General features: G+C 66.2%; 25 protein-coding genes and 1 pseudogene. 8 read left to right on the top strand and 18 right to left on the bottom strand.

The features are described from left to right. Nucleotides 1–61: 61 nt before the first annotated feature. Nucleotides 62–1,966, bottom strand: coding sequence for a class C beta-lactamase (gene ampC / locus ACFJI2_RS05340; RefSeq protein ID WP_377704066.1), 1,905 nt, complete (start codon nucleotides 1,964–1,966; stop codon nucleotides 62–64). Between the two features lie 119 nt (nucleotides 1,967–2,085). Here ampC and ACFJI2_RS05335 point away from each other — a divergent pair, with 119 nt between their 5' ends. From ACFJI2_RS05335 to blaOXA, 3 genes and pseudogenes are all read left to right on the top strand, one after another. Next, nucleotides 2,086–2,466: a BlaI/MecI/CopY family transcriptional regulator gene (locus tag ACFJI2_RS05335; RefSeq protein ID WP_377704065.1), complete on the top strand. Its 381-nt coding sequence runs from the start codon at nucleotides 2,086–2,088 to the stop codon at nucleotides 2,464–2,466. Next, a pseudogene (locus tag ACFJI2_RS05330) lies at nucleotides 2,463–3,377 on the top strand (M56 family metallopeptidase); the annotation flags it as partial. The gene ACFJI2_RS05335 and the pseudogene ACFJI2_RS05330, both read left to right, overlap by 4 nt. 135 nt (nucleotides 3,378–3,512) lie before the next feature. After that, nucleotides 3,513–4,319 (top strand): class D beta-lactamase, encoded by an 807-nt coding sequence (blaOXA, locus tag ACFJI2_RS05325; RefSeq protein WP_377705797.1) that lies wholly within the window; start codon nucleotides 3,513–3,515, stop codon nucleotides 4,317–4,319. 34 nt (nucleotides 4,320–4,353) lie between these two features. Here blaOXA and ACFJI2_RS05320 read toward each other — a convergent pair whose 3' ends face one another. Genes ACFJI2_RS05320 through ACFJI2_RS05310 form a run of 3 tightly spaced genes read right to left on the bottom strand, consistent with a single transcriptional unit; the run spans nucleotide 4,354 to nucleotide 6,430 of the window. Continuing rightward, complete coding sequence (locus ACFJI2_RS05320; protein ID WP_377704063.1) at nucleotides 4,354–4,734, bottom strand: glutaredoxin domain-containing protein; 381 nt, start codon at nucleotides 4,732–4,734, stop codon at nucleotides 4,354–4,356. A 33-nt stretch (nucleotides 4,735–4,767) separates the two neighbouring features. After that, entirely contained in the window at nucleotides 4,768–5,181 is a 414-nt protein-coding gene (locus ACFJI2_RS05315) for a DUF1810 domain-containing protein (protein WP_377704062.1), read from the bottom strand. 40 nt (nucleotides 5,182–5,221) lie between these two features. Then, the gene (locus ACFJI2_RS05310; protein ID WP_377704061.1) at nucleotides 5,222–6,430 is read right to left on the bottom strand and encodes an MFS transporter; all 1,209 of its coding nucleotides are present in this window, start codon (nucleotides 6,428–6,430) and stop codon (nucleotides 5,222–5,224) included. A 101-nt stretch (nucleotides 6,431–6,531) separates the two neighbouring features. Here ACFJI2_RS05310 and ACFJI2_RS05305 point away from each other — a divergent pair, with 101 nt between their 5' ends. Further along, nucleotides 6,532–7,440 (top strand): LysR family transcriptional regulator, encoded by a 909-nt coding sequence (locus tag ACFJI2_RS05305; protein WP_377704060.1) that lies wholly within the window; start codon nucleotides 6,532–6,534, stop codon nucleotides 7,438–7,440. Nucleotides 7,441–7,465: 25 nt separating this feature from the next. On the opposite strand, the gene ACFJI2_RS05300 is transcribed toward ACFJI2_RS05305, so the two are convergent. The 4 genes from ACFJI2_RS05300 to ACFJI2_RS05285 all read right to left on the bottom strand — a co-directional run bounded on the left by ACFJI2_RS05300 (nucleotide 7,466) and on the right by ACFJI2_RS05285 (nucleotide 12,930). Beyond that, entirely contained in the window at nucleotides 7,466–8,566 is a 1,101-nt protein-coding gene (locus tag ACFJI2_RS05300; protein ID WP_377704059.1) for a PEP-CTERM sorting domain-containing protein, read from the bottom strand. Nucleotides 8,567–8,745: 179 nt separating this feature from the next. Further along, nucleotides 8,746–10,944 (bottom strand): putative bifunctional diguanylate cyclase/phosphodiesterase, encoded by a 2,199-nt coding sequence (locus ACFJI2_RS05295; RefSeq protein WP_377704058.1) that lies wholly within the window; start codon nucleotides 10,942–10,944, stop codon nucleotides 8,746–8,748. Next, nucleotides 10,937–11,899, bottom strand: a complete 963-nt coding sequence (locus ACFJI2_RS05290) for an EAL and HDOD domain-containing protein (RefSeq protein WP_377704056.1) — start codon at nucleotides 11,897–11,899, stop codon at nucleotides 10,937–10,939. Before ACFJI2_RS05290 ends, ACFJI2_RS05295 begins: the two co-directional genes overlap by 8 nt. Before the next feature lie 113 nt (nucleotides 11,900–12,012). Then, a complete protein-coding gene (locus ACFJI2_RS05285) occupies nucleotides 12,013–12,930 on the bottom strand; it encodes a LysR substrate-binding domain-containing protein (RefSeq protein WP_107874954.1) in 918 nt (305 codons plus the stop codon). A gap of 154 nt (nucleotides 12,931–13,084) precedes the next feature. Here ACFJI2_RS05285 and ACFJI2_RS05280 point away from each other — a divergent pair, with 154 nt between their 5' ends. The 4 genes from ACFJI2_RS05280 (at nucleotide 13,085) to ACFJI2_RS05265 (ending at nucleotide 17,027) form a co-directional block, all read left to right on the top strand. Next, nucleotides 13,085–13,786 carry a pirin family protein gene (locus ACFJI2_RS05280; RefSeq protein WP_377704055.1) on the top strand — a complete coding sequence of 234 codons (702 nt, stop codon included), beginning with the start codon at nucleotides 13,085–13,087 and terminating at the stop codon, nucleotides 13,784–13,786. Between the two features lie 156 nt (nucleotides 13,787–13,942). Beyond that, nucleotides 13,943–14,593 (top strand): GTP cyclohydrolase II, encoded by a 651-nt coding sequence (ribA, locus tag ACFJI2_RS05275; RefSeq protein ID WP_056397224.1) that lies wholly within the window; start codon nucleotides 13,943–13,945, stop codon nucleotides 14,591–14,593. Nucleotides 14,594–14,628: 35 nt separating this feature from the next. Further along, nucleotides 14,629–16,047 carry a serine protease gene (locus ACFJI2_RS05270; RefSeq protein WP_377704053.1) on the top strand — a complete coding sequence of 473 codons (1,419 nt, stop codon included), beginning with the start codon at nucleotides 14,629–14,631 and terminating at the stop codon, nucleotides 16,045–16,047. Further along, the gene (locus tag ACFJI2_RS05265; RefSeq protein ID WP_377704052.1) at nucleotides 16,044–17,027 is read left to right on the top strand and encodes an FHA domain-containing protein; all 984 of its coding nucleotides are present in this window, start codon (nucleotides 16,044–16,046) and stop codon (nucleotides 17,025–17,027) included. The genes ACFJI2_RS05270 and ACFJI2_RS05265 overlap by 4 nt, the downstream gene beginning before the upstream one ends. 13 nt (nucleotides 17,028–17,040) lie before the next feature. Here the strand turns inward: ACFJI2_RS05265 and ACFJI2_RS05260 are convergent, their stop codons facing one another. The 10 genes from ACFJI2_RS05260 to nuoL form a co-directional block, all read right to left on the bottom strand. Then, nucleotides 17,041–17,445, bottom strand: a complete 405-nt coding sequence (locus ACFJI2_RS05260) for a VOC family protein (protein ID WP_377704051.1) — start codon at nucleotides 17,443–17,445, stop codon at nucleotides 17,041–17,043. Nucleotides 17,446–17,456: 11 nt separating this feature from the next. Continuing rightward, nucleotides 17,457–17,759, bottom strand: a complete 303-nt coding sequence (locus tag ACFJI2_RS05255; RefSeq protein WP_377704050.1) for a hypothetical protein — start codon at nucleotides 17,757–17,759, stop codon at nucleotides 17,457–17,459. A 232-nt stretch (nucleotides 17,760–17,991) separates the two neighbouring features. Further along, nucleotides 17,992–18,483, bottom strand: a complete 492-nt coding sequence (ispF, locus tag ACFJI2_RS05250) for a 2-C-methyl-D-erythritol 2,4-cyclodiphosphate synthase (RefSeq protein ID WP_377704049.1) — start codon at nucleotides 18,481–18,483, stop codon at nucleotides 17,992–17,994. Beyond that, nucleotides 18,480–19,292, bottom strand: a complete 813-nt coding sequence (ispD, locus tag ACFJI2_RS05245) for a 2-C-methyl-D-erythritol 4-phosphate cytidylyltransferase (RefSeq protein ID WP_377704048.1) — start codon at nucleotides 19,290–19,292, stop codon at nucleotides 18,480–18,482. The genes ispF and ispD overlap by 4 nt, the downstream gene beginning before the upstream one ends. A 10-nt stretch (nucleotides 19,293–19,302) precedes the next feature. After that, a complete protein-coding gene (locus tag ACFJI2_RS05240; RefSeq protein WP_377704047.1) occupies nucleotides 19,303–20,019 on the bottom strand; it encodes a hypothetical protein in 717 nt (238 codons plus the stop codon). 14 nt (nucleotides 20,020–20,033) lie between these two features. Continuing rightward, nucleotides 20,034–20,591 (bottom strand): NUDIX domain-containing protein, encoded by a 558-nt coding sequence (locus tag ACFJI2_RS05235; protein ID WP_377704046.1) that lies wholly within the window; start codon nucleotides 20,589–20,591, stop codon nucleotides 20,034–20,036. Nucleotides 20,592–20,627: 36 nt separating this feature from the next. Then, a complete protein-coding gene (locus ACFJI2_RS05230; RefSeq protein ID WP_132138026.1) occupies nucleotides 20,628–20,981 on the bottom strand; it encodes a DUF2818 family protein in 354 nt (117 codons plus the stop codon). Then, nucleotides 20,981–22,498, bottom strand: coding sequence for an NADH-quinone oxidoreductase subunit NuoN (gene nuoN, locus ACFJI2_RS05225; RefSeq protein ID WP_107981110.1), 1,518 nt, complete (start codon nucleotides 22,496–22,498; stop codon nucleotides 20,981–20,983). Before nuoN ends, ACFJI2_RS05230 begins: the two co-directional genes overlap by 1 nt. A gap of 21 nt (nucleotides 22,499–22,519) precedes the next feature. Further along, complete coding sequence (locus ACFJI2_RS05220; RefSeq protein WP_377704044.1) at nucleotides 22,520–24,004, bottom strand: NADH-quinone oxidoreductase subunit M; 1,485 nt, start codon at nucleotides 24,002–24,004, stop codon at nucleotides 22,520–22,522. Between the two features lie 37 nt (nucleotides 24,005–24,041). Next, nucleotides 24,042–26,129 carry an NADH-quinone oxidoreductase subunit L gene (gene nuoL, locus ACFJI2_RS05215; RefSeq protein ID WP_377704042.1) on the bottom strand — a complete coding sequence of 696 codons (2,088 nt, stop codon included), beginning with the start codon at nucleotides 26,127–26,129 and terminating at the stop codon, nucleotides 24,042–24,044. Nucleotides 26,130–26,134: the final 5 nt, after the last annotated feature.

The raw sequence follows: 26,134 nt of genomic DNA, 5'->3' as shown, positions 1-26,134 counted from the left end.
TGCGCCCAGGCCAGCTGCGCGGAGGCCACCCGCGGCGCCGGCCACCTGCGGCGCGGGCCGCCTACGGCGCGGCCGGCGCCGCAGGGGCAACTGGGGCAGCGCCTGCGACAGCGGCAGCCACAGCCGCAGTGTCCGCCGCTGCCGCCGGCGCCACGCGGTTCAGCACCTCGTAGGCCGCGCGCACCCGCTGCGCGTTCGGGAAGCCCCGGTTCGCCAGCATCACGATGCCCGCCTTGCGCGCCGGGTTGAACAGCACATAGGCGCCGAAGCCGCCGGTGGAACCGGTCTTGTGCAGCCACGCGTCCGCCTGCGGCGCCAGCGGCGGGCTGATCGCCTCGGCCGGGTTGGGCTCGAACACCATCTTCTGGTCCGTGCTGGCCAGCAGCTGATCCAGCCCGGCCGCGCCCGGATACTGCTCCCAGATCAGATCCTGCGTCATCGGGCCGGTGCGGTAGTAGCCGGTGTGCGTGTCGGCCACCGCGCGCGCCAGCCTGCCCTCCAGCGGCAGCAGGCCCAGGTTGGCGTCCACGAAGCGGATCAGGTCGCGCGTATTGCTCTTCACGCCGTACGCCTCCTCCGCCAGCACGCCCGGATTCACGCGCACCGGCGCACCGTTGCTGTTATAGCCTTGCGCATACTGCGCCATCTGCGCCGCCGGCACGCGGATATAGCTGTGCGCCATGCCCAGCGCCGGGAACAGCGTCTGCTCCACCGCGTCCGCGTACGGCACGCCCAGCGCGCCAACGGTGGCGATGGACAGCAGCCCGATGCCCAGGTTGGAATACGTGCGGTGCGTGCCCGGCGCGTGGCGCGGCTGCCAGCGCTGGTAATAGTCCATCAGTTGCGGATAGCTCTGGATCTGGTCCGGCACCTGCAACGGAAAGTCGCCCACCGTGTGCGTGCCCAGCTGGACCAGGCTGACCCGGTCGAAGACGCTGCCGCGCAGCGCCGGCACATGCCGGCTGACCGGGTCGGTCAAGGCCAGCTTGCCCAAGGCCTGCGCGTAGGCGGCCAGCGTGACCGTGAACGTCTTGCTCACCGAGCCCAGCTCGAACAGCGTGGCCTCGCTGACCGGCTGCCCGTTCTCCGTGGCCGTCACGCCGTAGTTGTAGAAGTAATGCTTCCCGTTCACGCTCAGCGCCACCGCCATGCCGGGCACCGCATGCGTTTCCAGCAGCGGCTTGAACGCCTGGTCCACCTCGATGGCGTTGACCAGGCCGGGAAAGTCGGCGATGAGGCCGTCCCGCGCCAGCAGGCCGCTGGGCGTGTCCTGCGGGTCGCTGCTGTCCTTCTGGATCAGGCGCGCGAACACGTATTGGCGCTCCCCCTTCGACGCCCAGCCCACATACCAGCCGTAGCCCGAACCGCTGCCGGTCTTGCCGTTCACGCGCCAGCCTTCCACCGGCTGGCCGTAGCGCGTCAGGCGCGCCGTCATCGCATAGGCGTGCTCGCTCACGCCCAGCTGGCGGTTCACCACCTTGCCCAGGAAGGACAGCTGGCCCAGCGGCGAAATGCGCAGCGACGAGCCCAGCCACGACGCGGTCAGGCCGTCGTGCTGCGCGTCGCCCACCACGTCGGCGTTGCCGTACTCGAAGCGCCTGGTGTAGGCGGCAAAGCGCGCCTTGCCCAGCGCCACCGTCACGCGCTGCGAATACCACACCACCGAATCGCTCATCCACTTGGCCGGATCGGTGTCGCTGCGCCAGCTGGGGCGCCAGTCCACGTCGCCCTGGCGGAACGGCAGCTGCGGCGCGTGCTCGTCCTTCAGGAAGCCCGCGTCGTAGCCCATCAGCGCGATGGGAATCTTGAAGGTGGACGCCGGCGTCACCTGGCGCTGGCAATCGCCGCGCTGCAGCAGCACCTTGCCGCTGGCCGCGTCCGCGATCGCCGTGCAGATTTCGGCCGCCTGGGCCGGGGACATGGCCAGCGCGCCCAGCGCCGCCACCACGATATTGCGCAATTCCATACTGCTCCTCTCAACGCCGCGTCATGCGACAAACATGCGCATCATGCGACATTGGTCACATGCGTGTCAAATATTTTATTTTGAGTGACATTGGTCGCAAAACCCGGCACAATGGCGCCATGGCCATTCCCTCTATCTCCGAACTGTCCGTGCTCAAGGCGCTGTGGAAACAGCAGCCGCTGAGCGCGCGCGAAATCCACGACCAGGTCGAGCCCGAGCTGGGCTGGTCCTATTCCTCCACCCGCAAGACGCTGGAACGCATGCTCGACAAGGGCGCGCTGCGCCAGCACACGCGGCACGGCGTGCAGGTCTACGACGCGGCGCTGGAAAAGGTCGGCACGCTGGCCGCCTTCGCGCACGACTTCGGCAAGCGGGTGATGGAAATGGACACCCCGCTGCCGGTCAACATGTTCACCGGCAGCAAGCTGGTCGATGAGGCCGAGCTGGCGCAGCTCGAACAATTGCTGCAGGACTGGCCGGACGACCAGGACGCGCCATGAGCGGCGGCGCGCCCTGGTCGGCGCTGTTGCCGGCGCTGCTGCCGGCGCAGTGGCTGGAACAGCTGCCGCTGCGCTTCCTGCTGGCCAGTGCCGGCTGCCTGGCGGCCGGGCTGGGCGTGTGGGCGCTGACGGCGCTGTGCCGCCGCCTGCCCGGCGTCGCCCTGCACCGCTCGACCTGGCTGCTGGCCCAGGCCACCGTGCTGGCCGCCTTCCTCGTGATCCTGCTGCCGCACAGCGAGCGGCTGCGCCTCGTCCCGCCGATCGACCTGCCCGACACCGCCCAGCTACGCCCCGCCGGCCACACCGGCGCCGCCCAGCCGGCCGGCGGCGACGACGCCGACGCCGCCGCCGGCCCGCGCGCCCCGGCCGCCGCCTGGCTGGCGCGCGCCGCGCAAGCCTGGCTGCTGGCCTACCTGCTCGGCCTCGGCTACACCGTGTGCCAGCTGCGGCGCGCGCGCCGCATGCTCGACAGCCTGGCCGCCGCCGGCAGCGCCGCCGGCGCCGCCAGCGCCATCAGCCCGGGCAGTCCGGCTAGCCCGGCCGGCCCCGACGCGCGCGCGCCCGCCGTCATCGAAGTGGACGCCCCGATCTCCCCCATGCTGTTCGGTCTGTTCAAGCCGCGCCTGCTGCTGCCGCGCCACCTGCGCAGCTTCGACCCCGCGCAGCAGCAGCTGATCATCGAACACGAACTGACGCACTGGCGGCGCCGCGACCTGCACTGGATGAGCCTGGGCCTGCTGCTGCAAACCCTGCTCTGGTTCAACCCCTTCATGCGCGTGCTGCGCGCCAGCCTGTCCTGGGCGCAGGAACTGGGCTGCGACCGCGACGTGCTGCGCGGCCGCCCGCCGGCCCAGCGCAAGGCCTACGCCGCCGCGCTGGTGGCGCAGCTGCGCCTGCAGCACGGCACGCCCAACACCGCGCTCGCCTTCGGCGGCGTGTGCGCCAGCACGCTGGCCTCGCGCATCGCCCTGATCCGAGAACCGTCCCGCGCGCAAGGCCGCCGCGCGCGCGCCGCCCGCATCCTCGCGCTGGCCGGCCTGGCGGCCATCTTCGCCGCCAGCCTGGCCTTCCAGCCTGCGCTGGCCTGGCGCATCGCCCCGGCCGCCTCGCAGGCGCCGTTCGCCTGCACCGTGCTGGCCGACGCCGCCACCGGCCGCGAGCTGGCCCGCGAAGGCCATTGCGAGGAACGCGTCACGCCCGCGTCCACCTTCAACATCGCGGTCGCCCTGATGGGCTACGACAGCGGCATGCTGCACGACGAACACAGCCCCATGCTGCCCTTCAAGGCGGGCTACCCCGCCTACATCCCCTCCTGGCGGGCGGACACCGACCCCAGCAGCTGGCTGCAAAACTCGGTGCTCTGGTACGCCCAGCAAGTAACCTCCGCGCTGGGCGCGGCGCGCTTCCAGGACTATGTGCGGCGCTTCGGCTACGGCAACGAAGACCTGGGCGGCGATGCCGGCAAGGACAACGGCCTGACGCAATCCTGGGTCGGCTCCAGCCTGCGCATCTCGCCGCTGGAACAAGCTGCCTTCCTGCGCAAGGTGGTCAGGCGCGAACTGCCGCTGTCCGCGCAGGCGTACGCCATGACGGCGCGCATCATGCCGCGCCGCACGCTGGCCAACGGTTGGGAAGTATTCGGCAAGACCGGCACCGCCTCGGCCGTGCTGCCGGACGGCGGCGACGACGACACGCGCCAGTACGGCTGGTATGTGGGCTGGGCCAGCAAGGGCCAGCGCACGGTGGTGTTCGCCCGCCTGGTGCTGGACGCCAAGCAGGACGATGCCATGGGCGGCCCGCGCGCCCGCGCCGCGCTGCTGCGCGACTTGCCGGCGCGGCTGGACGCGCTCTAGCCGGCGGCCGGCCGCGGCGGCCGCGCCGCCAGCGTCATGCCGGCAGCTTGGGCGCCACCAGCGCCGTGAACTCGCCGCTGTCGACCAGCTTCCTCAGATCCTGGAAACCGCCCACCAGCGTGCCGTTGATGAACACCATCGGCAAGGTCGGCCAGCCGCTCCACATTTTCAGCGCCGTGCGGCGGCGCCACTGGCTCAGGTAGCTGCCGTACTCCAGGTAGGCATACGGCGCGCCCTGCGCGTCCAGCAGCGCGCGCGCCTTGCGGGGAAAGGGATTCATCGCCATGCCGACCACCACCACCTTGTTGGCGGCGATGGCAGCCTGCACTTCCTGCACGATGTCGGCATGGTGGCCGGCGACCCTGGCGCGGATGGCGGGATGGATGCGGGATTCTTCAAGTACGGGACGGCTCATGGCGCTTCCATTGTCGTTGTGGATGCCGCGATATTACAGCAGCGCCAGCGTCTCCGGATCGGGCTCGCCGCCGAAAAAGCGCCGCAGGCAGGCATCGAACAGCGTCTCGGCCGGCGCGGCCTGCGCAAACAAGGTCACGCAGGAGCGGAACTTGACGTCGTCCGGCGAGCCGAAGATATCGTGCGCCGACACGCCCTTGCCCGCCGCCAGCACCAGCGCGCAGCACTCGCGCAGCCGCCCGCCGAGCAGCGGATGGTCCAGGTAGGCGCGCGTTTCCGCCAGCCCGGACAGCGCATAGCGGTGCGCCATGTCGCTGCGCCCCAGCCCGGCCAGCTGGGGAAAGATGAACCACATCCAGTGGCTGCGTTTGTGCCCGGCGTGCAACTCGGCCAGCACCGTCCCGTAGACCGGCTCCTGCGCCGCCACAAAGCGTTCCAGGTCCCACATGGCGCCTCCTTGCATAGCGATGCGGGAAGTATAGCGCCGCTCAGTGCGCGGCCGCCGCACTGCTAGCGCCGGCCGCCGGCGCGCCGATCGGGCGCCGCGCCAGCCAGGCCAGCGGCACCAGCGCCGCCAGCGAAATGGCCACGCCGGCCCACGGCGTGGCGTCCATCAGGCTGCGCGCCACCATCAGCCCGCCCAGCGACGAACCAAGCGAGATGCCGAAGTTGAAGGCCGAGATGTTCAGGCCGGAGGCGAAATCCACCGCCTTCGGCGTGTAGTGCTCGGCCGTGGCCAGCATGCCGGCCTGCAAGCCCGGCGACAGGCCGAAGGAGAACATGCCCCACAGGAACAGCAGCGGCACCAGCGCCCACGGCGTGTGCAGCGACACGGCCAGGCCGGCGTGCGTCAGCGCCAGCAGCACCAGCAGCATGCGCAGCGAACGCTGCCAGCCCATGTGGCTGCTCAGATAGCCGCCCGCCAGGTTGCCGGCGAAGGTGGCCGCGCCGAACACGACCAGCAGCGCGCTGGCCGTGGTGGCCGAAAAGCCCGCGATGTCGGTCAGGATGGGGGTCACGTAGGTGAACGCGGCGAAGATGCTGCCGAAACCCAGCGTGGTAACCGCCATCATGGTGAGGATGTGGCGGTCGGCCAGCGCCGCCAGCTGCGTGGACGCCTTGCCGCCTGCCGCCTGCGCCATGCCGGCCGGCAGCCAGCGCAGCATCGCCAGCAAGCCCGCCAGCGCCATGGCCGCCACCGCGAAGAACGGCAGGCGCCAGCCCATCAGGTTGCCCAGGAAGCTGCCCAGCGGCACGCCCAGCACCATGGCCAGGGTCAGCCCGCCGAACATCACCGAGATAGCCCGGCCCGCCTGCCCCTTGGGCGCCAGCGACGCCGCCACGGTGGCGCCGATGCCGAAGAAGGCGCCGTGCGCCACGGCCGTGATGACGCGCCCGGCCAGCAGCACGCCGTAGCTGGTGGACAAGGCCGCCAGCAAATTCCCCAGCAAGAACACCCCCATCAGCCCCGCCAGCACCGGCTTGCGCGGCAGGCGCGACAAGCCCAGCACCGCCAGCGGCGTGCCGAGCGCCAGCGCCAGCGCGTACAGGCTGACCAGCGCGCCGGCCGCGTCGAGCGAGACGCGCAAGTCCGCCGCAATGGCCGGCAACACGCCCACCACGATGAACTCCGTCACGCCGATGGCAAAGGCGCCCACCGACAGCGACAGCACGCCTGGGTGCATTTTGTTTTCCATGGCATTACTCCATTAGTGAAATGATTCCCTCCATTGTAGAACTCGCGTCACTGATGATATAGACTCTCAAATGCGCAAACACTTGTGAAATGGATTCAATCATGGCCCGGCAGGACATCAACCGCGCAGCGGAAATGGCGGTCTTTGTGGACGTGGTGGACGCAGGCGGCTTTTCCGCCGCCGCGCAGCGCCTGAAGATGACGCCGTCGGCAGTGAGCAAGCTCATCTCGCGGCTGGAAGCGCGCCTCGGCACGCGGCTGCTGCACCGCTCCACCCGCCAGCTGCAGACCACGCCCGAGGGCTCGGCCTTCTACAGCCAGTGCGTGCGCATCCTGGAAGACATGGACAGCGCCGAGCGCGAAGCGTCCACCACCGGCGTGCCGCGCGGGCGGCTGCGCATCAACTGCTTCGTGCCCTTCGCCATGCTGTACCTGCTGCCCATCCTGCCCGAATTCCTGGAGCGCTACCCGGACATCACGGTGGACGTGGCCGGCACCGACATGGTGGTGGACCTGCTGGAAGACCGCACCGACATCGCCATCCGCGCCGGCAAGCTGAAGGCGTCGAACCTGGTGGCGCGCAAGCTGGGCGAAGGCCGCATGGTGGTGCTGGGCTCGCCCGCCTACCTGGCCAAGCGCGGCACGCCGCAAACGCCGGACGACCTGGCGCAGCACAACCTGCTCGGTTTCAATTTCCGGCGCCAGGTGCCGCTCTGGCCCTTCCTCGACGGCAAGGGCGGCATCATGCAGCTGCGCCCCGAAGGCAACGCCCTGCTGGGCGATGGCGAAAGCATGCGCCACCTGGCGCTGTCCGGCGTCGGCCTGGTGCGGCTATCGCGCATGCACACCAAGCACGACATCGCCGCCGGCCGCCTGGTGCCGGTGCTGGAAGACTACAACCCGGCCGACCTCGAAGCCGTGCACGCAGTCTTCCTCGGCCCCGGCAAGCAGCTCCCGCCGCGCGTGCGCGTCATGCTCGACTTCCTGATCGAAAAAATCCGCCTCGACTAAGCGCACCGAATAACCGTAGGGCGGATTAGGCGGCCCGCCGCCGTAATCCGCCACGCCTGCGCGCCGCCACCACCCCCAGCCCCGCCAGCAGCATCCCCCACGTGGCCGGCTCCGGCACCGGCACCAGCAGCGCCGCAAAGCACTGCCCCGCCCCGTTGCACGCCCGTCCCGCGATCTGGCCGCTATCGTTAATGTCCGTCACATCCGTGATGCGCCAGCCGCCGCCGCCGGCCAGCAAATCCTGCAAGTCATACTGCACGCCATCCTGGTACAGATAGGAATGCCGGTAGTCCAGCCCCGTGCCGCCGTGGACGAAGGTGCCAATCACGCCATCGTGGTTGTTGACCGCCGTGGCAGTTTCGTTCGCCAGGCTGCCAAAGGCCTCCATCACGCCATCGCGCCAGATGAAAGTGCGCCCGCCCGAGGCCCCCACCGCGAGGCCGCTGTCGTTCAGGTCGCTGGCGACGCTGCTGCCGTCCGCGGCCAGCGAGCCCAGCTCCACCAGATTGCCGTCGTCGTACAGCACCGCGCGGACCGACGCGCCATTGCCGAAGTAGCTATTGCCCAGCACCTGGCCGGCCTCGTTGATCGCCTCGCCCTGCGACAGCGGCAGCATGGTGGCGGTGTCGCCCTGGGCCAGGAAAACGCCGCTGCCGGCATTGGTTTCCTGCATGGCCAGCACCGTACCGGCGCTGTTCACGCCCAGCGGCGACGTGAAGGTGTACCAGCGGCCGGTGGAATAATCCGGCGTGATCGGATCGGGCACGCCGTGCATCACGCCGTGGTGGTAGACCAGGCCCCAGCTCATCATCTGCTGGTAGCCGCCCTCCTCGTAGACCGGGCTGACGCCCGCGATATGGCCGGCGTTGCTGATCGCGCGCGGCGACTCCATCTGCCCCGGCAGCGTGGTGAACTGGCCCGCGTTCCACGCGTAGGCGACATAGCCGCCCAGCGCTTCATCGTAGCGCCTGCCCACCACCGTGCCGGCGTTGTTCAGGGCCGCCACCGTGGCATTGCCCGGCACAGGATCGATCAGGGTCACGCCGTAGCGCGGCGCGGCGGCCAGCGACGGCCCCGCGCACAGCGTGCACAAGGCGGCGGACAACAGGGTGTTTCGTATGCGCATGGCGGCTCTCCCGGCAATGGACGAGCACACATGCTACGCCCGCGCATGCGTGCGCACGGCAGGGTTGTCTCATCTTCGACTGAGATTTCGCAAAGTGACAATTGGTGAGCCGTGCGCCCCGCCGCGCAGCGTATGCTGGGGCGCCCCGGACTGCGGCCGGGCCGGGGCGGCGCGCCCGGCTAGCGCGCCCCGAAGGCCAGCCGCTTGCCCTCGCGCAGCATGCGCTCGAAATCGTCGGCCGGCACCGGCTGGCTGAAGAGATAGCCCTGCAGCTGGTCGCAGCCCAGGTCGCGCAGGAAGCTCATCTGCTCCGCCGTCTCCACGCCCTCGGCCACGATCTCCTGCCGCAGCTGCTGCGCCATGGTGACGATGGCGCGCGCGATGGCGCAATCGTTTTCCTCGTACGGCAGGCCGACCACGAAGGAGCGGTCGATCTTCAGCGTGCTGATGGGAAATTTCTTCAGATAGGCCAAGCTGGAATAGCCGGTGCCGAAATCGTCCAGCGCCAGCGCCAGCCCCATGGCCACCAGTTCGTTCATGATGGCCACCACATTGTCGGCGCCGCGCACCAGCAGGCTCTCGGTAATCTCCAGCATGATCTGCTCGGGGTGCACCTGATAGCGCCGCAGCACGTCGGCCATGCGGGCCGGCAGCTGGCTGTCGAACTGGCGCGCCGACAGGTTGACGGCGATCGGCGGCATGATCAGGTTGGCGTCCTTCCACGCGCGCACCTGGCGGCACGCTTCCTCCAGCACCCAGTTGCCCAGCTCCAGTATCAGTCCGGTTTCCTCGGCCACCGGGATGAACACGCCGGGCGACACCAGCCCGCGCACCGGATGGCGCCAGCGCAGCAGCGCCTCGGCGCCCACGATGCGGCCGCTGCGCAAGCTCACCTTGGGCTGGTAGTACAGCTGCAGCTCGTCGTGCAGCAGCGCCTGCCGCAGCTCGCTCTCAATGCGCAAATGCTCCTTGGCGCGCTGGTTCATTTCCTCGCTGTAGAACAGGAAGGCCGACTCGGCCTGGACCGCCTTCGAGGTGGCCACGTCGGCATGGCGTATCAGCGCGCTGGTCTCCAGCCCGTCCTCGGGGTAGACCGCGATGCCGATACTGGCGCTCACCTGCAGGCTGTGCGCGGCCAGCTGGATGGGCGCGGCCAGCGCGCCGGCCAGCTTCTGCGCCACGATGGCGGCGTGCTCGCGCTTTTCAATGTGCAGCAGCGCCACGCCGAAACGGTTGCCGTCCAGCCGCGCCAGGATGTCGGCGTCGCGCAGCACGGTGCGGAACAGCTTGCCGATCGCGTTCAGCAATTCGTTGCCCACGTCATGGCCCAGCGTGTCGCTGATGGCGCCCAGGCGGCCGATCTCGATCACCAGCAAGGCGCCGTGCTCGTTGCTGCGGCGCGCCTCGGTCAGCGCCTGCGTCATCAGCTGGGTCAGCAGGCACTGGTTGGGCAGGCCGGTCAGGGTGTCGTAGTTGGCCATGCGCTGCATGCGCGCCTCGGCGTCCTTGTGCACGCTGATGTCGGAGAACAGCGAGAAGGTGTGGCTGATCTTGCCCTCGGCGTCGCGCACCGCGCTGATGGTCACCGACTGCGGGAACAGCTCGCCGTTCTTGCGCCGGCCGACGATCTCGCCGCGCCACGGGCCGTTGCCGGCCATGGCCGCGCGCACCTTGGCGCGGAACTCGGCGTCGTGCACGCCGGAGCGCAGCAGGTCCGGCGTCTTGCCCAGCGATTCGCCCGGCGTGTAGCCGGTGATGCGCGTAAACGCGCTGTTGATGGAAACGATGCGCTCCTTGGCGTCGGTGATCAGCACCCCCTGCTCGCTGTCCTCGATGATGCGGGCGTGCAGGCTGATTTTGTCGAAGTCCGACAGCGGCTCGCTCACGTGCACCATGCGCACCCGCATGCCCTGCGGCTCGCCCATCTCGTCCTGCAGCAGCGACAAGGCCAGCTGCACCCAGATCACTTCGCCGGACTTGCGGCGCCGCCGCACTTCGCACACGCCGCCGTCCTGCTCGTACAGCAGTTCGGCCAGCGCGCCATCGTCGTCTTCGGTGTACAGGAACAGAATGTTCTGGCCCACGGCCTCCTGCTCGGTGTAGCCGAACAGGCGCTCGGCGCCGGCGGTCCACGCGGTGATGTAGCCGGCCAGGTCCAGTTCCAGGGCAGCTTCCCCGCCATCCGAGGGGACCGAGGCGGGGGCCGAGGCGCCGGCGCCGGCTGCATGCGCCGGGCCGGCGGCTTGGGCGGCGCGCGCGCCGGCCACCTCGGCCAGCGCCGCATCCAGTGCGGCGAGCGTTGCCGCCAGGGCCGCGCCCTGTTGCGTCCGGGCCGCCTGGCTCAGGGCCAGGCAACGCGCGATCGCATCGTCAAGCATGGCTGCTGCCTGCCCTGTCGGTGGCCACGCTGAGCATCCACAAATGCGCCTCGGCCACCACGCGATTGAATTCAGCCGGCTCCAGCTGCGCCGCTTCCAGGCGGCCGGCCACGGCGGCGAAGTCGCCCCGTTCAGCCGCCTCCACCAGCGCCAGCAGCTCGCCCAGTTCGCCCTGCTTCTCCAGCAGCGCCTGCTGCACCGCCTCGCTGATGGTCAGCGGCGCCAGCACCTCGTCCAGCGGCATGCCGAACAGCACGCCGAGCAGCGAAAACATGCCGACCATGAAAGCCTGCTCCTGCTGCGCCTTGCCCAGGCCCGTACCGCGCGCCAGCAGTTCCAGCGCGTGCGCCCTCACCGCCACCTTGGCCAGCAGCATGGGCGAACGCAAGTCGCCTTCGCGCGCCGAGAACAGCATCAGGTTCAGCCAGCGGCGCAGCTGCTGCCGCCCCAGGATCAGGATGGCTTGCGCGAAGCTGCTGACGCGCCGGCTGCTGCCCATGCCCAGCGAATTGACCAGCTTGAGCAAGTGGTAGGACAGCGTGGGGTCGCGCCGCAGCAGCGCCTCGATTTCATGGGTGTCGCCGTCGTTGCTCACCAGTTGCACCAGCTGCAGCGCCAGCGCGCGCGAGGCGGCTTGCGCGCCCACTGCCTTGGGCGGCGGCGCCAGCGGCCAGCGGCCTTCCACCAGCACCGCGCCCGCCGGCAGCGCGGCCTTGTCGAACACCGTGTCGGCGCGCTGCACATTGCCCGGCAACGCCAGCCAGCCGGCCTCCAGCCACGCTTGCGCGTGCTCCAGCCCGGCGCGGATGAAACAAGGGAACAGGCCCGCCAGCGCCTTCATCTGCTCGTCCGGCAGCGCGGCGGCGGCGCCGTCCAGCACCAGCCCGGCAGGCTTGCCGTTGCGGTCGGCCAGCAATTGCAGAAAAACAGGAGGTGCGTCAGTCAATACGGTCATGGCGTGGGTCCGGTAGAGCGCGAGGCTGGGCCTTTAATGATTTCATTATGTTACTCCGAAAGTATTGGCTCTGGTCAACAAAGCTGCCGATGGCGCACCATGGCGCGACCGGCTTAACTGGACAAAAAACGACACAAATGGTCGAACACGCCCGGCTGGCGCATGCGCTTGATCCACCAGCTCAGCGCCGCGCCCTCCTCCCCGGTGCGCCAGGCGAGATAGAACGTCTCATCCGGCTTGGGTTCCTCCACCGCCTTCTCCACCAGGCGCCCCTCGGCTATGGCCTTGCGCGCGCACGGCTCGGGCAGGAAGCCGAAGCCCAGCCCGGCCACCTGGTACTGGAACTTGGCGTACATGGTGGGCACGGTCAGCGTGTCCTGCCCCAGCAGCAGGCCGACCGTGCGCGGCGCCATCTGGCGCGCCGAATCCGACATGACAATGGCGCGGTGGTGCTGCAGCTCGTTGCGGCCCAGCGTACCGGTGGCCGACGCCAGCGGGTGGCTGGGCGCCACGGCAAACACGAACTTGATGCTGCCGATGGGGTGCGAGACATAGCCGCCGCCGGCCGGGCCGTCGCCGGGCGCGCCCACCAGCACGTCCACGCGCCGGTCCAGCAGCGCTTCCCAGGTGCCCGACAGCGCCTCCTGCACAATGCGCAGGCGGGTCTGCTGCGCCACCTCGTAGAAGGCGCGCACGTCCTGGTCGAAGGCCACGGCCGAAAACATCGAATCGATGCCCAGCGCCAGTTCCGTCTCCCAGCCGGACGCCACGCGGCGCACCCGGTGCTCCAGGTCCTGCGCCGCTTTCAGCAGGTAGCGTCCCTCCTTGAGCAGCTCGCGGCCGGCGCGTGTCAGCTCCACGCGCGGGCCGTTGCGCTCGAACACTTGCACGCCGAGATCGTCCTCCAGCTTGCCCACGGTATAAGAAATGGTGGACGGCACGCGGTGCAGCTCCTTGCCGGCGGCGGAGAAGGAACCGCGCCGGTCGATGGCGTCCACGATTTGCAAGGCTTCCAGGCTTAGTCTAAGCATTCGATTTTTTCGATGATAGGTCCATAAATTTTCCGTTTTTTGAAACGGAAGCACAGGCCTATACTTTGACCTATCGGTGCAGCGAATTCAAGGCGCAAGTTTACAACCCTTCGAATTTATTGCACATAACCTGATAAAAGAAACGGAGTTCACCATGTTGCAAGTACGTAAAAGCGAAGAACGCGGTCTGGCTAACCATGGTTGGCTGAATTCGCGCCACACTTTCTCCTTCGGCAGCTACTACGATCCCAAGCACACCGGCTTCGGCCCGCTGCTGGTCATCAACGAAGACAAAGTGACTCCGGCGCAAGGCTTCGGCACCCACGGCCACCGCGACATGGAAATCATTTCCTACGTGCTGGAAGGCGAACTGGCGCACAAGGACAGCATGGGCAACGGTTCGGTGCTGAAATACGGCGACGTGCAGCGCATGAGCGCAGGCACCGGCGTGCGGCACAGTGAGTTCAACCATTCGGAAACGAACGGCGTGCACTTCCTGCAGATCTGGATCCAGCCTAACGTGACGGGCATTCCTCCCAGCTACGAGGAAAAGCACTTCGCGCCGGAAAGCAAGCAGGGCCAGCTGCGCCTGGTCGCCTCCAGCGACGGCCGCGAAGGCTCGGTGCTGATCCACCAGGACGCGGCCATCTACGCCACCATCCTGAACGGCGCGGATGCGGTGGAGCACACGCTGGCCAAGGGCCGCACCGCCTACGTCCACGTGATCCGCGGCAGCGTGTCGGTCAACGGCGTGGAGCTGAAAGGCGGCGATGCGCTGAAGGTGAACGACGAGCCTGCGGTAGCGCTGGCCCGTGCCGAGGCGGCCGAGGTGCTGGTATTCGATTTGCCCTATTGAAATAGGTATAACAGGGCCTAACATAGCTACAGCGTAATTTTTGCTATGATGGCAGGGCACGCACGATCCGCAATGCGGTTCGGCGTGCCTTTTTTACTTTTAGCACCCGATTAGCACCCGAAACATCTGATACACATCTGATAGAAGAGCACAGCCATGCAGTCCGCCGCCGAAGCACCAGTGAAAGAAGAACTCGATTACGTGACCTCCTGCGCGCTGCCGACGCCGTGGGCGCAGTTCACGCTGCACGCGTTTGTCGAGCACGCCACGGGCAAGGAGCACCTGGCCATGGTGCTGGGCGACATCGGCGACGGTGCGCCGGTGCTGGCGCGCGTGCATTCGGAATGCCTGACCGGCGACGTGCTGTTCTCGCAGCGCTGCGATTGCGGCGCCCAGCTCGAAGGCGCGCTGAAGAAAGTGGCTGCCGAGGGCCGCGGCGTGGTGCTATACCTGCGCCAGGAAGGCCGCGGCATCGGCCTGATCAACAAGATGCGCGCCTACCGCCTGCAGGAAGCCGGCGCCGACACGGTGCAGGCCAACGAACAGCTCGGCTTCAAGGCCGACCAGCGCAACTACGCGCTGGTGGAACCCATGCTCAAGCAGTTCGGCGTGCAAAGCTTGCGCCTGATGACCAATAACCCGCGCAAGATCGCCGCCATGGAAGCGCTGGGCATTCCGGTGGCCGAACGCGTGCCGCTACTGGTCAACCGCAACAAATTCAATCAGAATTACCTGAACACGAAGGCCGCCAAGCTGGGCCACATGATGACCCCGCCGCCAGCGGCAGCCGAGGACGGCGAACTGTAAGCATCTGACTTCGCCGTCCCAAGTCTAAGGAATGCATGAAACTTACCCGTCTTGCCACCGTATTGACCATGACTTGGGGCTGCGCCCAGGCGCTGGCCGCCCCGCAGGCCCAGACCGCGCCGCAAACGCCCAGCATAGCGCCCCGTCCTATTCCCGGCTCCCCCGCGCAGGGTCCGCAGCAGCCCGGTCCAGGCGCGGCTGCCCCCGCTGCCGCTGAAGCAGGCCAGCCGCTGCCGCCACCCTCCAGCGCGGCGCAAAAACTCTATTCCAGCGCCAAGGCCGACTTGCTGCAGGTGCGCTCGCTGCTGAAAAGCGGCCGCACCCAGTCTTCGGTCGGTTCCGGCTTCCTGGTCGGCAACAGCAACCTGGTCGTCACCAACTACCACGTCGTGTCGCAGTTCGCGCTCGATCCCGACAACTACATCGGCGAATGGGTCGACACCGGCGGCCAGCGCGGCAACGTGGAACTGCTGGCGGTGGACGTGCTGCACGACCTGGCCGTAGTGCGCGTGAACCGCAACGGCACCGGCGTGTTCAAGGTGCCCGAGCAGCTGGCGCACCTGAGCCAGGGCCAGTACCTGTACTCGCTGGGCAACCCGCTCGACCTGGGCTTCGCGATCTCGGAAGGCTCATACAACGGCGTCATCACGCGCAGCTTCTACGACCAGCTGATGTTCACCGGCCCCATCAACTCCGGCATGAGCGGCGGCCCCAGTGTGACCGTGGACGGCGACATCGCCGGCGTGAACGTGTCCAAGCGCCTGGACGGCGAGCTGGTCAGCTTTCTGGTGCCGGCGCGCTTCGCGCAGGATTTGCTGAAGAAGGTCCAGCAGGACAAGGCGCCGCCGCGCAACTTCACCTCCGTGGTGGTGGAGCAGCTGCTGCAGCACCAGAAAGCCATGGTGGACCAGCTGCTGGCCACGCCCATGACCATGAAAGCCATGGGACCCTACATGGTGCCGGTGCGCGAGTCGGAGCAGATGCGCTGCTGGGGCCGTTCCAACGTCAAGGCCAACAAGCCGTACACGGTGGACATCACCAACTGCTCGATGGAATCGGCCATTTTCGTATCCGGCAACCTGCAGACCGGCGCCATCGGCATCCGCCACCAGTTCATGCGCAGCACCGGGCTGGACGCGGTGCGCTTCGCCCAGCTGTCGAGCGCGTCCTTCCAGAACGAGGCCTTCGGCGGCAACAAGGAAACCCACCTGACCGGCCCGCAATGCACGGAGATGTTCGTCAAGAACAAGACCTTGCCGCTGCGCGCCGTGCTGTGCGTGCGCGCCTACCGCAAGTTCGCCGGCCTGTACGATTTCGCCCTGCTCACGGCCAGCACCGACGAAGGCCTGATGAACCTGCAGAGCCGCATGGACGCGCGCGGCGTGTCCTACGACAACGGCATGCGCGCCACCCAGGCGTTCCTTGAAGCGCTGGCGCGCGGGGCGGTGAAATGACGCCCCCTTATTTCATTGAAGTGCTGGCAGCCAATGGCGACGTGGTGCAGCGTCAGCGGATCGAGCATTTGCCCATCCATATCGGGCGCGGCTACGGCAACGATTTCATCCTGGACGACGCCCACACGGCCGAACGCCACGCCGTGGTGGAAGCGGACGACAACGGCCACCTGGTGATGCACGACCTGGGCACGCAGAACGGCCTGGTCCACCTCGGCAAGCGCCAGCTCAGCGTGCCGCTCAGCGGCACCACGGTGGTGCGCCTGGGCCACACCCGGCTGCGGATACGCGACGCGGAATTCCCCGTGCCGGCGGAAATCGCGGACACCACCATGCATGCCTGGGAAGGCGGCGCGCCGGCGCTGGCCGGCGTGGCGCTGATCGCGCTGTTCGTCGGCGCCGAGGCGGCGCTGGTGGATTCGGACGCGGAATCGTTCCAGACCATCCGCTATCTACTGCTGATCGCTTCGGGCATCGGCGGCGGGCTGGTGTGGAGCGGGCTGTGGGCGCTGGCCAACCGCCTGTTCGGCGGGCATGCGCGCATGGGACGGCATCTGTTCATCCTCGGCTCCGGCCTGGTGGCGGCGGGCGCGTGGCGGGTGGTGAGCAATGTGCTGGCTTACGCGTGGTCGCTGGAGTTCCTTACGCGCTACGGCAATCTTGTCACACTGGCCATAATCTGCGGCGTGATCTTTTTCCACATGCGCACCATTAAGCCGCGTAATCCTAAACCGCTGCTGAAGGGCTGCCTGGTGCTGATGGCGCTGGGGTCGGGTCTGATACTGGCAAGCAACCTGCAAAGTTCGGGCAGGCTGGCGGACGAGCCGTATATGTCGGTGCTGCTGCCGCCGGCGGTGCGCCAGAGTCCGGACCATCCGATCAAGGACTTTATGGCGGAAGCGGCCAAGCTCAAAGCCCAGGCCGACGCTGCCCGCTCGCGCGGCGGCAAAGCCGACCTGGACGACGACGACCAGGATTGAATATCGGGGCGGCCTATTCCCAGGCCGGCCCTTTTAATTCCACCGTATTGCCTTCGGGGTCGTTGATATAAATCGACGGCCCTTCTCCTTCCGCGCCGTAGCGCGATTCGGCCGGACCGGCTGTTACGCCGGCGGCTTTTAGCTCAGCCAGAATGGCGGCCTCATTAAAATCCGCCACCCGGAAACAGAAATGATCGACATTGCGGCCTTCTTTTCCCGGCGCGGCGCCGCCCATTTTACCGAGCTTGCCGTCCACCGGAATCAAATCCACCAGCGAACTCCCGGCGCGCAACTGGATTAATCCGATTTCTTCCTGTTTCTTCTCAATCGTGCAACCCAGCACGCCGGTATAAAACTGGACCATTTTATCCAGGTCCACCACGCGCAGCACAATATGGTCGATTTCCCTCAGCTTCATTTAGTCTCCCTTTAAATGCGCCCTCGAATAAACTTCCCAAGGAACACTTCGCACTCCCTGGGCGATAAAACCTTCAACGGGTCGCCGGGATATACATACAGGAATGGCGTACCGCCCTGGCGGTCAGTCAGTTTCGCGGACACCAGGAATTGCGTTCCCACCGGATAAACATCGGTATCGCTCATTGCGCGCGCACAATGCACCAGCAAAGCATTGGAATAAGCCTGGCCCGGCACCGGGCAAATCTTCACCTGCCCGTCGCGCCAGCAGGATTCCACTGCCACATCCCGGTAAGCATAAATATCACGCGCCATCGCACTTCCTCATAAATTATCCACCCGTATTATGCCTTCATTCGCCCGCCGCAGCGAAACCCCGCCTCCATCATGCCCATTTGCGGCACATTCAAGCCAATAAGTAGCATGAGATGGCCGTACCTCTGCCCAAACTCAAGGCACAAGCAACGCTTCACTTGGGACGAGTCCAAGCGGCTTGCCGATATCCTGTAAGAACAGGAAGCTCGTGCGCGAGGTAAAGCAGGGACAGTTAGATACGAATCAGCAACGCGACTGCGTCGGCATTAATTCCTTCCTCGCGGCCGAGGTAGCCCATCTTTTCGTTGGTCTTGGCTTTGATATTTACCTGGCCGACCGACACGCCCAAATCTTCGGCGATATTCGCCACCATGGCAGGAATATGCGGCGCCATTTTAGGACGCTGGGCGATAATGGTGGCGTCGATATTGCCGATGTCGTAGCCGGTGGCTTTGACGCGCTTGGCGGCTTCGCGCAGCAGGACTCGGGAATCGGCGCCTTTGAAGTCCGGGTCGGTGTCGGGAAAATGCTTGCCGATATCGCCCAGCGCGGCGGCGCCTAATATGGCGTCGGTAATGGCGTGCAATAAAGCGTCGGCATCGGAGTGGCCGAGCAGGCCGAGGTGGTGGGGAATATCGACGCCGCCCAGTATCAGTTTGCGGCCTTCCACCAGGCGGTGGCAGTCATAACCCTGGCCGATGCGGAATGGGAGTGCGACGGTCATGTTTCTTCCTTTTCTGGGTGTGACAAATACATTTCGGCGATGCGTATATCGCTGGGCAAAGTTACTTTCAGATTCCTCGGATGGCCTTCGACCAGTTGCGGCGACAGGCCCAGCAGCTCGACGGCGCTGGCGTCATCCGTGATCGCGTTGGGGTCGGCGGCGCTCGACAAGGCGCGCAGCAGGAGCTCATAGCTGAACATTTGCGGAGTCTGGGCCAGCCACATGCCGTCGCGCGGGATGGTGGCGGTGGCACCGGATTGGGTGGTTTTCACGGTGTCCACCACCTGCAGGGCCAGCAGGCCGCCGGCCGGATTCGTGCCCGCCTCCGTGATCAGTTTGGCAATCAGGGCGGGCGTCAGGCCTGGGCGCGCGGCGTCGTGCACCAGCACCAGGTCGGCGTCGCCGATCAGTTCGCGGGCGGCGCGCAGGCCGTTCAGGATGCTGTCCATGCGGGTCGGGCCGCCGCAGCGCAGCACGGTGACGCGTGAGCCGGCGCCGCCCAGCCCACCGGCACTGCCCGCCGCAGCCGCTTCCGGCAGCACCTCGGCCACGTAGCCGTCGGCCTCGCTGACCACGACGAAGGTGTGCGCGATCAGCGGGCTGGCCAGGAAGGCGTCCACCGTGTGGCGCAGCATGGGCTTGCCGTTGATCGCGAGGTACTGCTTGGGACTCGCCGCAGCCATGCGCGCGCCGACGCCGGCGGCCGGGATCAAGGCGAAATGGCGCACGCCGGCCGCGCCGCTTGGCGCTGCCGGCGCTACCGTCGGCTGCACTGGCCGTTCGGAGTTATTGCTGGTTTGTTCAGTCATACTATTCTCTTTAGCGGCGGCCCCGGCTCTTGTTCAGCACGGCCTGGATCTCGCCATTGCACGCCTTGCTCAGGCGCTGGTACTCGGCGGGGGCGTCGATCAGCGCCTGCACCGCTTCCACTTTGGCCATCTCGGCCTTGATGTACGGCAGCCAGCCGGTGTCGATTTCCCGCGCCAGCGCCACCCGCGCGGTGCCCCCCGGCGCGTACAACGGCTTGCCGCCGTAGCGGTTGGCCAGCGCGGCGCGCACGGTCTGTTCCACCCTGGGCAGATGGTCCATATACGCTTTCATGTGCCGGAACTCGTGCTCCAGGATTTCCCGGTAGCCGCAGGTCCCCGGCGGGAACTCGCTGCCGACGTAGATCAGCACCGGCGCGTAGCTCAGCTTCACGGTCACCTGCGGCGATACACACTCGTAGCCTGTCACCGGATCGACCAGCATCGCGCCGTCGGTGGCGATGGCCACGCGCGACTCGGTCTTGGTCAGGCCCAGCACATAGGTGTTGGCCCGCGCCGCGCCCTTCATCGTGGTCAGCGTGCGGTAGGACAGGTGGTTGTCCACGCTGTAGCCGTTCTGCTGCGCCGTCAGTATGGACACCGATTTGTTGATGCTGTCCTCGCAGCGCGCCTGGAACGGCGTCCGGCTCGCGCCCGCCGCCGAGGCCGCGCCGGCTGCGAGCAGCAGCAGCAGCCACAGTGCAAGCCACCGCGAAGGCCATTGTTGCATGCCTCTCATCGCGCTCAGCCCGGCTGCCACACTCCTGCCAATATCTTCTCCACCCAGAACGCGCCGATGATGGTTTTCACGTCGGTGATCTCGCCGGTGCGCACCCATTCCAGCATCTGCCCGGCAGTGGCGGTAAAGGTTTCCACGAACTCGCCATCGTCCAGCTTGGGCGGGCCGGCGGTCAGGCCGCGCGCCAGGAATATATCCAGGTGCTCGTCCGAATAGGCAATCGCGTTGTGGATGGTGCAGACGAAGTGCCAGTCGCTGGCGGTGTAGCCGGTTTCTTCTTCCAGCTCGCGCTTGGCGCCGTCCAGCGCGCTCTCGCCCTGGTCCTTCTTGCCGGCCGGGAGTTCGATGAACACCCGGTCCAGCGGATAGCGGAACTGGCGCTCGAGCAGCACGCGGCCGTCGTCGAGCAGCGGGATGATGACGACCGCGCCGGGATGTTTGATGTATTCGCGGCCGGTGTGCTTGCCGTCGGGCAGCGCAACGCGGTCGTTGTGGACTTTGAGGAAGCGGCCGTCATAGGCCACGCCGCCGTCGATTTTGGTTTCTTTCAGGTGCGCATCCATGCGCCCTCCTCTTGCTGAGACAGAAACCGCAGTGTATCAGTGACGGGGCTTGTACAGGTAGCGCAGGACGAAACCGGGGAATGCGAGCACGATGAAGAGGCAGGCAGAGATGGCGTAGAACTCCCACGTTTGCGGGAACACGGTGCCGATGCGGCCTTCCAGCAGGACGGCCACGCCGCCCACCAGGAAGTACAGCACCGCCAGCTCCATCAGGCGCACCAGGAAGTTCTTGTGCACCGTGGCGCCGGCGCGCCGGGTGGCCGAAGGCGCGCCGGAAGTGAGCGCGGCCTTGACCGGGATGACTGCGAAGACCTTGTCGTTAAAGAACGGCAAGTTGGCGCCCGCAACCGCGAGCATGATGACCAGCCAGCTGGAGGCGCCAATATCCATTACAGTGCCAGGGTCTGGGTCATGGCCTTCATGCAGGCGTTCAGCAGCGGACCTGGAATCATGCCCATCGCCACGATCGCCAGCGCGTTCAGGCCCAGCACCACGCTGGTGTCCGCGTTCACGGCCAGCGGAGCGGTGTCGGTCGGCTCATCGAACCACATGACCTTGACCACGCGCAGGTAGTAGAACGCGCCGATCAGCGAGAACATCACGGCCAGCACGGTCAGCCACAGCGCGCCGGTGTGCAGCACGGACTGCAGCACCGAGAACTTGGCGGCAAAGCCCACCAGCGGCGGCACGCCGGCCAGCGAGAACATCAGGATGGACATGATCAGCGCGTACCATGGGGAACGCTTGCTCAGGCCCTTGAAGTCGTTCAGCTCGTCGGCTTCGAAGCCCACGCGCGACAGCACCATGATCAGGCCGAAGCTGCCCAGCGTGGTCAGCACGTAGACGATGGAGTAGTACATCGCCGAGCTGTAGGCAGCGGCGGCAGCGCTCTTGTCCACGCCCACCACGCCGGCCATCAGGCCCAGCAGCACGAAGCCCATTTGCGCGATGGTCGAGTACGCCAGCATGCGCTTCAGGTTGGTCTGCGCGATCGCGGTCAGGTTGCCGATACCCAGCGACAGCACGGCCAGGATCATCAGCATCTGCTGCCAGTCGTTGGCCATCGGCAGCAGGCCTTCCACCAGCAGGCGCACGCAGATGGCGAAGGTCGCCAGCTTGGGCGCGGCGCCCAGCAGCAGGGTCACCGGCGTCGGCGAACCCTGGTACACGTCCGGCACCCACATGTGGAACGGCACGGCGCCCAGTTTGAAGGCCAGACCGGCTACCACGAACACCAGGCCGAACACCAGGATGGCAGGCTTGACGGAACCGTCGGCGGCCTTGCGGGCCACTTCGGTCAGTTCCAGCGAACCGGTGGCGCCGTACAGCATGGAGATGCCATACAGCAGGAAGCCCGACGCCAGCGCGCCCAGGATGAAGTACTTCATCGCCGCCTCGGTCGACTGCGCGTGATCGCGGCGCAGGGCCACCAGCGCGTACAGCGACAGCGACATCAGTTCCAGGCCCAGGTAGATCGACAGGAAGTTGTTACCCGAGATCATGACCATCTGGCCCAGCAGCGCGAACAGCGCCAGCACGTAGAATTCGCCGCCCAGTTCGCCGCCCAGCATGCCGCGCTGGTGCGCGTACTGGCGCGAGTAGATCAGGGTCAAGGCCACGGCCACGTAGGACGCGATCTTGAGCAGGTTGGCCATCGGGTCCGAGATGAACATGTCGTTAAACGCGTACACCGTGGCGCCGGCGTTGAAGTCGGCAAAGGAGAACACCGCGCAGCCCGCCAGGGTCAGCAGCGACAGCACGTAGGTGACGACGCGCTTGCTCTCGCCGAGGAACATGTCGATCAGCAGGATGGCCGAGGCGGCCACCAGCAGGAAGATCTCCGCGTACAACGGCGTCAGCGTGGTCACATGGGTGGCCACCGCGGTGGCCTGAGTGATTGGATTCATGTAGAACTTTCCCGTTATTTCTTATGGCAGCTTGGTCTGGGCGACGTGCTTGAGCAGGTCGGCAACCGAGGTTTGCATCGTGTCGGTGAACGGCGCTGGGTACAGACCCATCACCAGCACGGCGATCGCCAGGACGCCCAGCATCAGGAACTCGCGGCCGTTGATGTCGGTCAGTTCAGCCACGTGGTGATTCGTCACTTTGCCGAAGATCACGCGCTTGGCCATCCACAGCGAGTACGCCGCGCCCCAGATCAGGGCCGATGCGGCCACGATGCCGGTGACGAAGTTGAACTGCACCGCGCCCAGGATCACCATGAACTCGCCGACGAAACCGGAGGTCGCCGGCAGGCCGCAGTTGGCCATCGAGAACAGGATGAAGAAGGCTGCGAATTTCGGCATCTTGTTGACCACGCCGCCGTAGTCGGCGATGTTGCGCGAGTGGGCGCGGTCATACAGCACGCCGATGCACAGGAACATGGCGCCGGAGATGAAGCCGTGCGAGATCATCTGCACGATGCCGCCCTGCACCGACATGTCGTTGAACATGAAGAAGCCCAGGGTGACGAAGCCCATGTGCGCGATCGACGAGTAGGCGACCAGCTTTTTCATGTCCTTCTGCACCAGTGCCACCAGGCCGATGTAGACCACGGCGATCAGCGACAGGCCGATCACGAACCAGGCCAGTTCACGCGAAGCGTCCGGCACGATAGGCAGCGAGAAACGCAGGAAGCCGTAGGCGCCCAGCTTCAGCATGATGGCGGCCAGCACGGCGGAACCGCCGGTCGGCGCTTCCACGTGGACGTCCGGCAGCCAGGTGTGGACCGGGAACATCGGCACCTTCACGGCGAAGGCCATGAAGAAGGCGAAGAAGATCAGGACCTGCTCTTTCATCGACAGCTTGGCCTGGTGCCAGTCGAGGATGTTGAAGCTGCCGGTCTTGTTGTACAGGTAGATGATGGCCACCAGCGTCAGCAGCGAGCCGAAGAAGGTGTACAGGAAGAACTTGAACGACGCGTAAATGCGGTTCGCGCCGCCCCACACGCCGATGATGATGTACATCGGGATCAGCGTGGCTTCGAAGAAGAAGTAGAACAGCAGGCCGTCGGTGGACGTGAACACGCCGATCATCAGGCCGGACAGGATCAGGAAGGCGCCCATGTACTGGGCCACGCGTTCCTGGATCACTTCCCAGGCCGAGATCACCACGATGATGGTGATGAAGGCGGTCAGCGGCACGAACCACAGCGACAGGCCGTCGATGCCCAGCGCGTAGAAGATGTTGAAGCGGTCGATCCACGGCGATTTCTCGACGAACTGCATGCCGTGAGCGGCGTTGTCGAAGTGCGAAATCAGCGGCAGCGTCGGCAGCAGCGAGACGATGGAACCGATCAGGGCCAGCACGCGCACCAGGCCGGCGCGCGAGTCGCGGCCGATGGCCAGCACGATCAGGCCTGCCAGTATCGGCAGCCAGATCGAGAGGCTCAGGTAGGGAGTAAGATTATTCATTGTTGACTGCATCTTTTTTCTCTTTGCGTGTCAGCTGTTAAGCGTGCCAAAACGGCAGGAAGTAGACCAGGAAACCGACAATGCCCAGGATCATCACGAACGCATAGTGGTAGATGTAGCCGGTCTGCGCCAGACGGGTCAGCGAGGAGAACCACGCCACCACTTTGGCACTGCCGTTTACCACCAGGCCGTCGATCAGGGTACGGTCGCCCACTTGCCACAAGCCGTTGCCCAGCACGCGCGCGCCGCCGGCGAACACTGCCTGGTTGAACTTGTCCATGTAGTACTTGTTGTCCAGCAGGGTGTGCAGCGCCTTGAACTTGGCGTAGAACCATGCCGGTACACGCGGGTTCACCATGTAGCAGTAGTACGCGGTGGCGACACCGGCGATCGCCAGCCACAGCGGCAGCGAAGTCAGCGAGTGCAGCGCCATGGCCATCGGGCCGTGGAACTCTTCGCCCAGGATCTTCATCGCCTCGTGGTTTTCACCGATGGTGATGACGCCCTTGAAGAAGTCGCCGTGCAGCATAGGGGCGATGGTGAAGTAGCCGATCAGCACCGACGGGATGGCCAGCATCACCAGCGGGAACCAGACCACGAACGGCGACTCGTGCGGTTTCTCGCCCGGAGCCAGGCCGTGGTGGCCGTGATCGTCTTCTTCCTCTTCGTGGTGCGCGTCCGAGTCATGCGCCGGAGCGGCATGCTTGTCGTGCGCGTGGGCGTCGTGCGCGTCGTGCGCATGCGCCTTGCCGAAACGCTCTTCGCCGTGGAACACCAGGAAGTACATGCGGAACGAGTAGAACGCGGTCACGAACACGCCGGCCAGCACGGCGAAGTTGGCGAAGCCCGCACCCCAGATATGGGTTTCATGCACGGCTTCGATGATCGAATCCTTCGAGTAGAAGCCCGAGAACAGCGGCGTGCCGATCAGCGCCAGGGAACCCAGCAGCGAGGTGATCCAGGTGATCGGCATGTATTTGCGCAGGCCGCCCATGTTGCGGATGTCCTGGTCGTGGTGCATGCCGATGATGACCGAACCGGCGCCCAGGAACAGCAGTGCCTTGAAGAACGCGTGCGTCATCAGGTGGAACACGGCCACCGAGTAGGCCGACGCGCCCAGCGCCACGGTCATGTAGCCCAGCTGCGACAGCGTGGAGTACGCCACCACGCGCTTGATGTCGTTCTGGATGATGCCCAGGAAGCCCATGAACAGCGCGGTAATCGAACCGATCACCAGCACGAAGGACAGCGCGGTGTCGGACAGCTCGAACAGCGGCGACATGCGGGTCACCATGAAGATGCCGGCCGTCACCATGGTGGCGGCGTGGATCAGCGCGGAGATCGGGGTCGGGCCTTCCATCGAGTCCGGCAGCCACACGTGCAGCGGGAACTGGGCCGATTTGCCCATGGCGCCGATGAACAGGCAGATACAGGCCACGGTCAGCAGCATCCAGCCGGTGCCCGGCAGGTGCAGCTGTGCCAGCGCTTCCTTCTTGGCGAACACTTCCTGGTAGTCCATGGAGCCGGCGTAGGCCAGCAGCAGGCCGATGCCCAGGATGAAGCCGAAGTCGCCCACGCGGTTGACCAGGAAGGCCTTCATGTTGGCGAAGATCGCGGTCGGACGGGTGTACCAGAAACCGATCAGCAGGTAGGAAACCAGGCCCACTGCTTCCCAGCCGAAGAACAGCTGCAGGAAGTTGTTGGACATGACCAGCATCAGCATCGAGAACGTGAACAGCGAGATGTAGGAGAAGAAGCGGTTGTAGCCTTCATCGTCCTTCATATAGCCGATGGTGTAGATGTGCACCATCAGCGACACGAAGGTCACCACGTTCATCATCATCGCCGTCAGGGCGTCGATCTGGAAACCGACCGCCAGCTTCACGCCGGCCACGGTCATCCAGCGGTACACATCGCCGTTATAGGATGCGCCGTCCAGCACTGCGAGCAGGGTCTGGAAGGAGATAATGAAAGCAATCAGCACGCCCAGGATGGTCGCGGTGGTTGCCACTTTACGGCCAACTACGTTGCCGAAGAATTTCGTGCCAAGCAGGCCCGCAATTGCTGAGCCTGCCAGCGGAGCCAGCGGTACAGCCAAAAGGAGGTTAGGGTTAAGCCCCGTCATGATGA

This window comes from Pseudoduganella sp. UC29_71 (assembly GCF_042693265.1).
Classification (GTDB): Bacteria; Pseudomonadota; Gammaproteobacteria; order Burkholderiales; family Burkholderiaceae_D; genus Rugamonas.
The sequence above is the reverse complement of the archived record's forward strand: the minus strand, read 5'-3'. Positions and strand labels throughout refer to the sequence as shown.

What these genes read in the sequence shown, in the direction of transcription:
- ACFJI2_RS05295 (WP_377704058.1), bottom strand. Translation starts at nt 10,944, where the DNA reads ATGCTTGACGATGCGATCGCGCGTTGCCTGGCCCTGAGCCAGGCGGCC.
- ACFJI2_RS05265 (WP_377704052.1), top strand. Translation starts at nt 16,044, where the DNA reads ATGACGCCCCCTTATTTCATTGAAGTGCTGGCAGCCAATGGCGACGTG.
- ACFJI2_RS05290 (WP_377704056.1), bottom strand. Translation starts at nt 11,899, where the DNA reads ATGACCGTATTGACTGACGCACCTCCTGTTTTTCTGCAATTGCTGGCC.
- ispD (WP_377704048.1), bottom strand. Translation starts at nt 19,292, where the DNA reads ATGACTGAACAAACCAGCAATAACTCCGAACGGCCAGTGCAGCCGACG.
- ispF (WP_377704049.1), bottom strand. Translation starts at nt 18,483, where the DNA reads ATGACCGTCGCACTCCCATTCCGCATCGGCCAGGGTTATGACTGCCAC.
- ACFJI2_RS05240 (WP_377704047.1), bottom strand. Translation starts at nt 20,019, where the DNA reads ATGCAACAATGGCCTTCGCGGTGGCTTGCACTGTGGCTGCTGCTGCTG.
- ACFJI2_RS05230 (WP_132138026.1), bottom strand. Translation starts at nt 20,981, where the DNA reads ATGGATATTGGCGCCTCCAGCTGGCTGGTCATCATGCTCGCGGTTGCG.
- ACFJI2_RS05285 (WP_107874954.1), bottom strand. Translation starts at nt 12,930, where the DNA reads ATGCTTAGACTAAGCCTGGAAGCCTTGCAAATCGTGGACGCCATCGAC.
- ACFJI2_RS05320 (WP_377704063.1), bottom strand. Translation starts at nt 4,734, where the DNA reads ATGAGCCGTCCCGTACTTGAAGAATCCCGCATCCATCCCGCCATCCGC.
- ACFJI2_RS05280 (WP_377704055.1), top strand. Translation starts at nt 13,085, where the DNA reads ATGTTGCAAGTACGTAAAAGCGAAGAACGCGGTCTGGCTAACCATGGT.
- ACFJI2_RS05300 (WP_377704059.1), bottom strand. Translation starts at nt 8,566, where the DNA reads ATGCGCATACGAAACACCCTGTTGTCCGCCGCCTTGTGCACGCTGTGC.
- ribA (WP_056397224.1), top strand. Translation starts at nt 13,943, where the DNA reads ATGCAGTCCGCCGCCGAAGCACCAGTGAAAGAAGAACTCGATTACGTG.
- ACFJI2_RS05255 (WP_377704050.1), bottom strand. Translation starts at nt 17,759, where the DNA reads ATGGCGCGTGATATTTATGCTTACCGGGATGTGGCAGTGGAATCCTGC.
- ACFJI2_RS05235 (WP_377704046.1), bottom strand. Translation starts at nt 20,591, where the DNA reads ATGGATGCGCACCTGAAAGAAACCAAAATCGACGGCGGCGTGGCCTAT.
- ACFJI2_RS05220 (WP_377704044.1), bottom strand. Translation starts at nt 24,004, where the DNA reads ATGAATAATCTTACTCCCTACCTGAGCCTCTCGATCTGGCTGCCGATA.
- ACFJI2_RS05305 (WP_377704060.1), top strand. Translation starts at nt 6,532, where the DNA reads ATGGCCCGGCAGGACATCAACCGCGCAGCGGAAATGGCGGTCTTTGTG.
- ACFJI2_RS05270 (WP_377704053.1), top strand. Translation starts at nt 14,629, where the DNA reads ATGAAACTTACCCGTCTTGCCACCGTATTGACCATGACTTGGGGCTGC.
- nuoN (WP_107981110.1), bottom strand. Translation starts at nt 22,498, where the DNA reads ATGAATCCAATCACTCAGGCCACCGCGGTGGCCACCCATGTGACCACG.
- nuoL (WP_377704042.1), bottom strand. Translation starts at nt 26,129, where the DNA reads ATGACGGGGCTTAACCCTAACCTCCTTTTGGCTGTACCGCTGGCTCCG.
- ACFJI2_RS05260 (WP_377704051.1), bottom strand. Translation starts at nt 17,445, where the DNA reads ATGAAGCTGAGGGAAATCGACCATATTGTGCTGCGCGTGGTGGACCTG.
- ACFJI2_RS05315 (WP_377704062.1), bottom strand. Translation starts at nt 5,181, where the DNA reads ATGTGGGACCTGGAACGCTTTGTGGCGGCGCAGGAGCCGGTCTACGGG.
- ACFJI2_RS05335 (WP_377704065.1), top strand. Translation starts at nt 2,086, where the DNA reads ATGGCCATTCCCTCTATCTCCGAACTGTCCGTGCTCAAGGCGCTGTGG.
- ACFJI2_RS05310 (WP_377704061.1), bottom strand. Translation starts at nt 6,430, where the DNA reads ATGGAAAACAAAATGCACCCAGGCGTGCTGTCGCTGTCGGTGGGCGCC.
- ampC (WP_377704066.1), bottom strand. Translation starts at nt 1,966, where the DNA reads ATGGAATTGCGCAATATCGTGGTGGCGGCGCTGGGCGCGCTGGCCATG.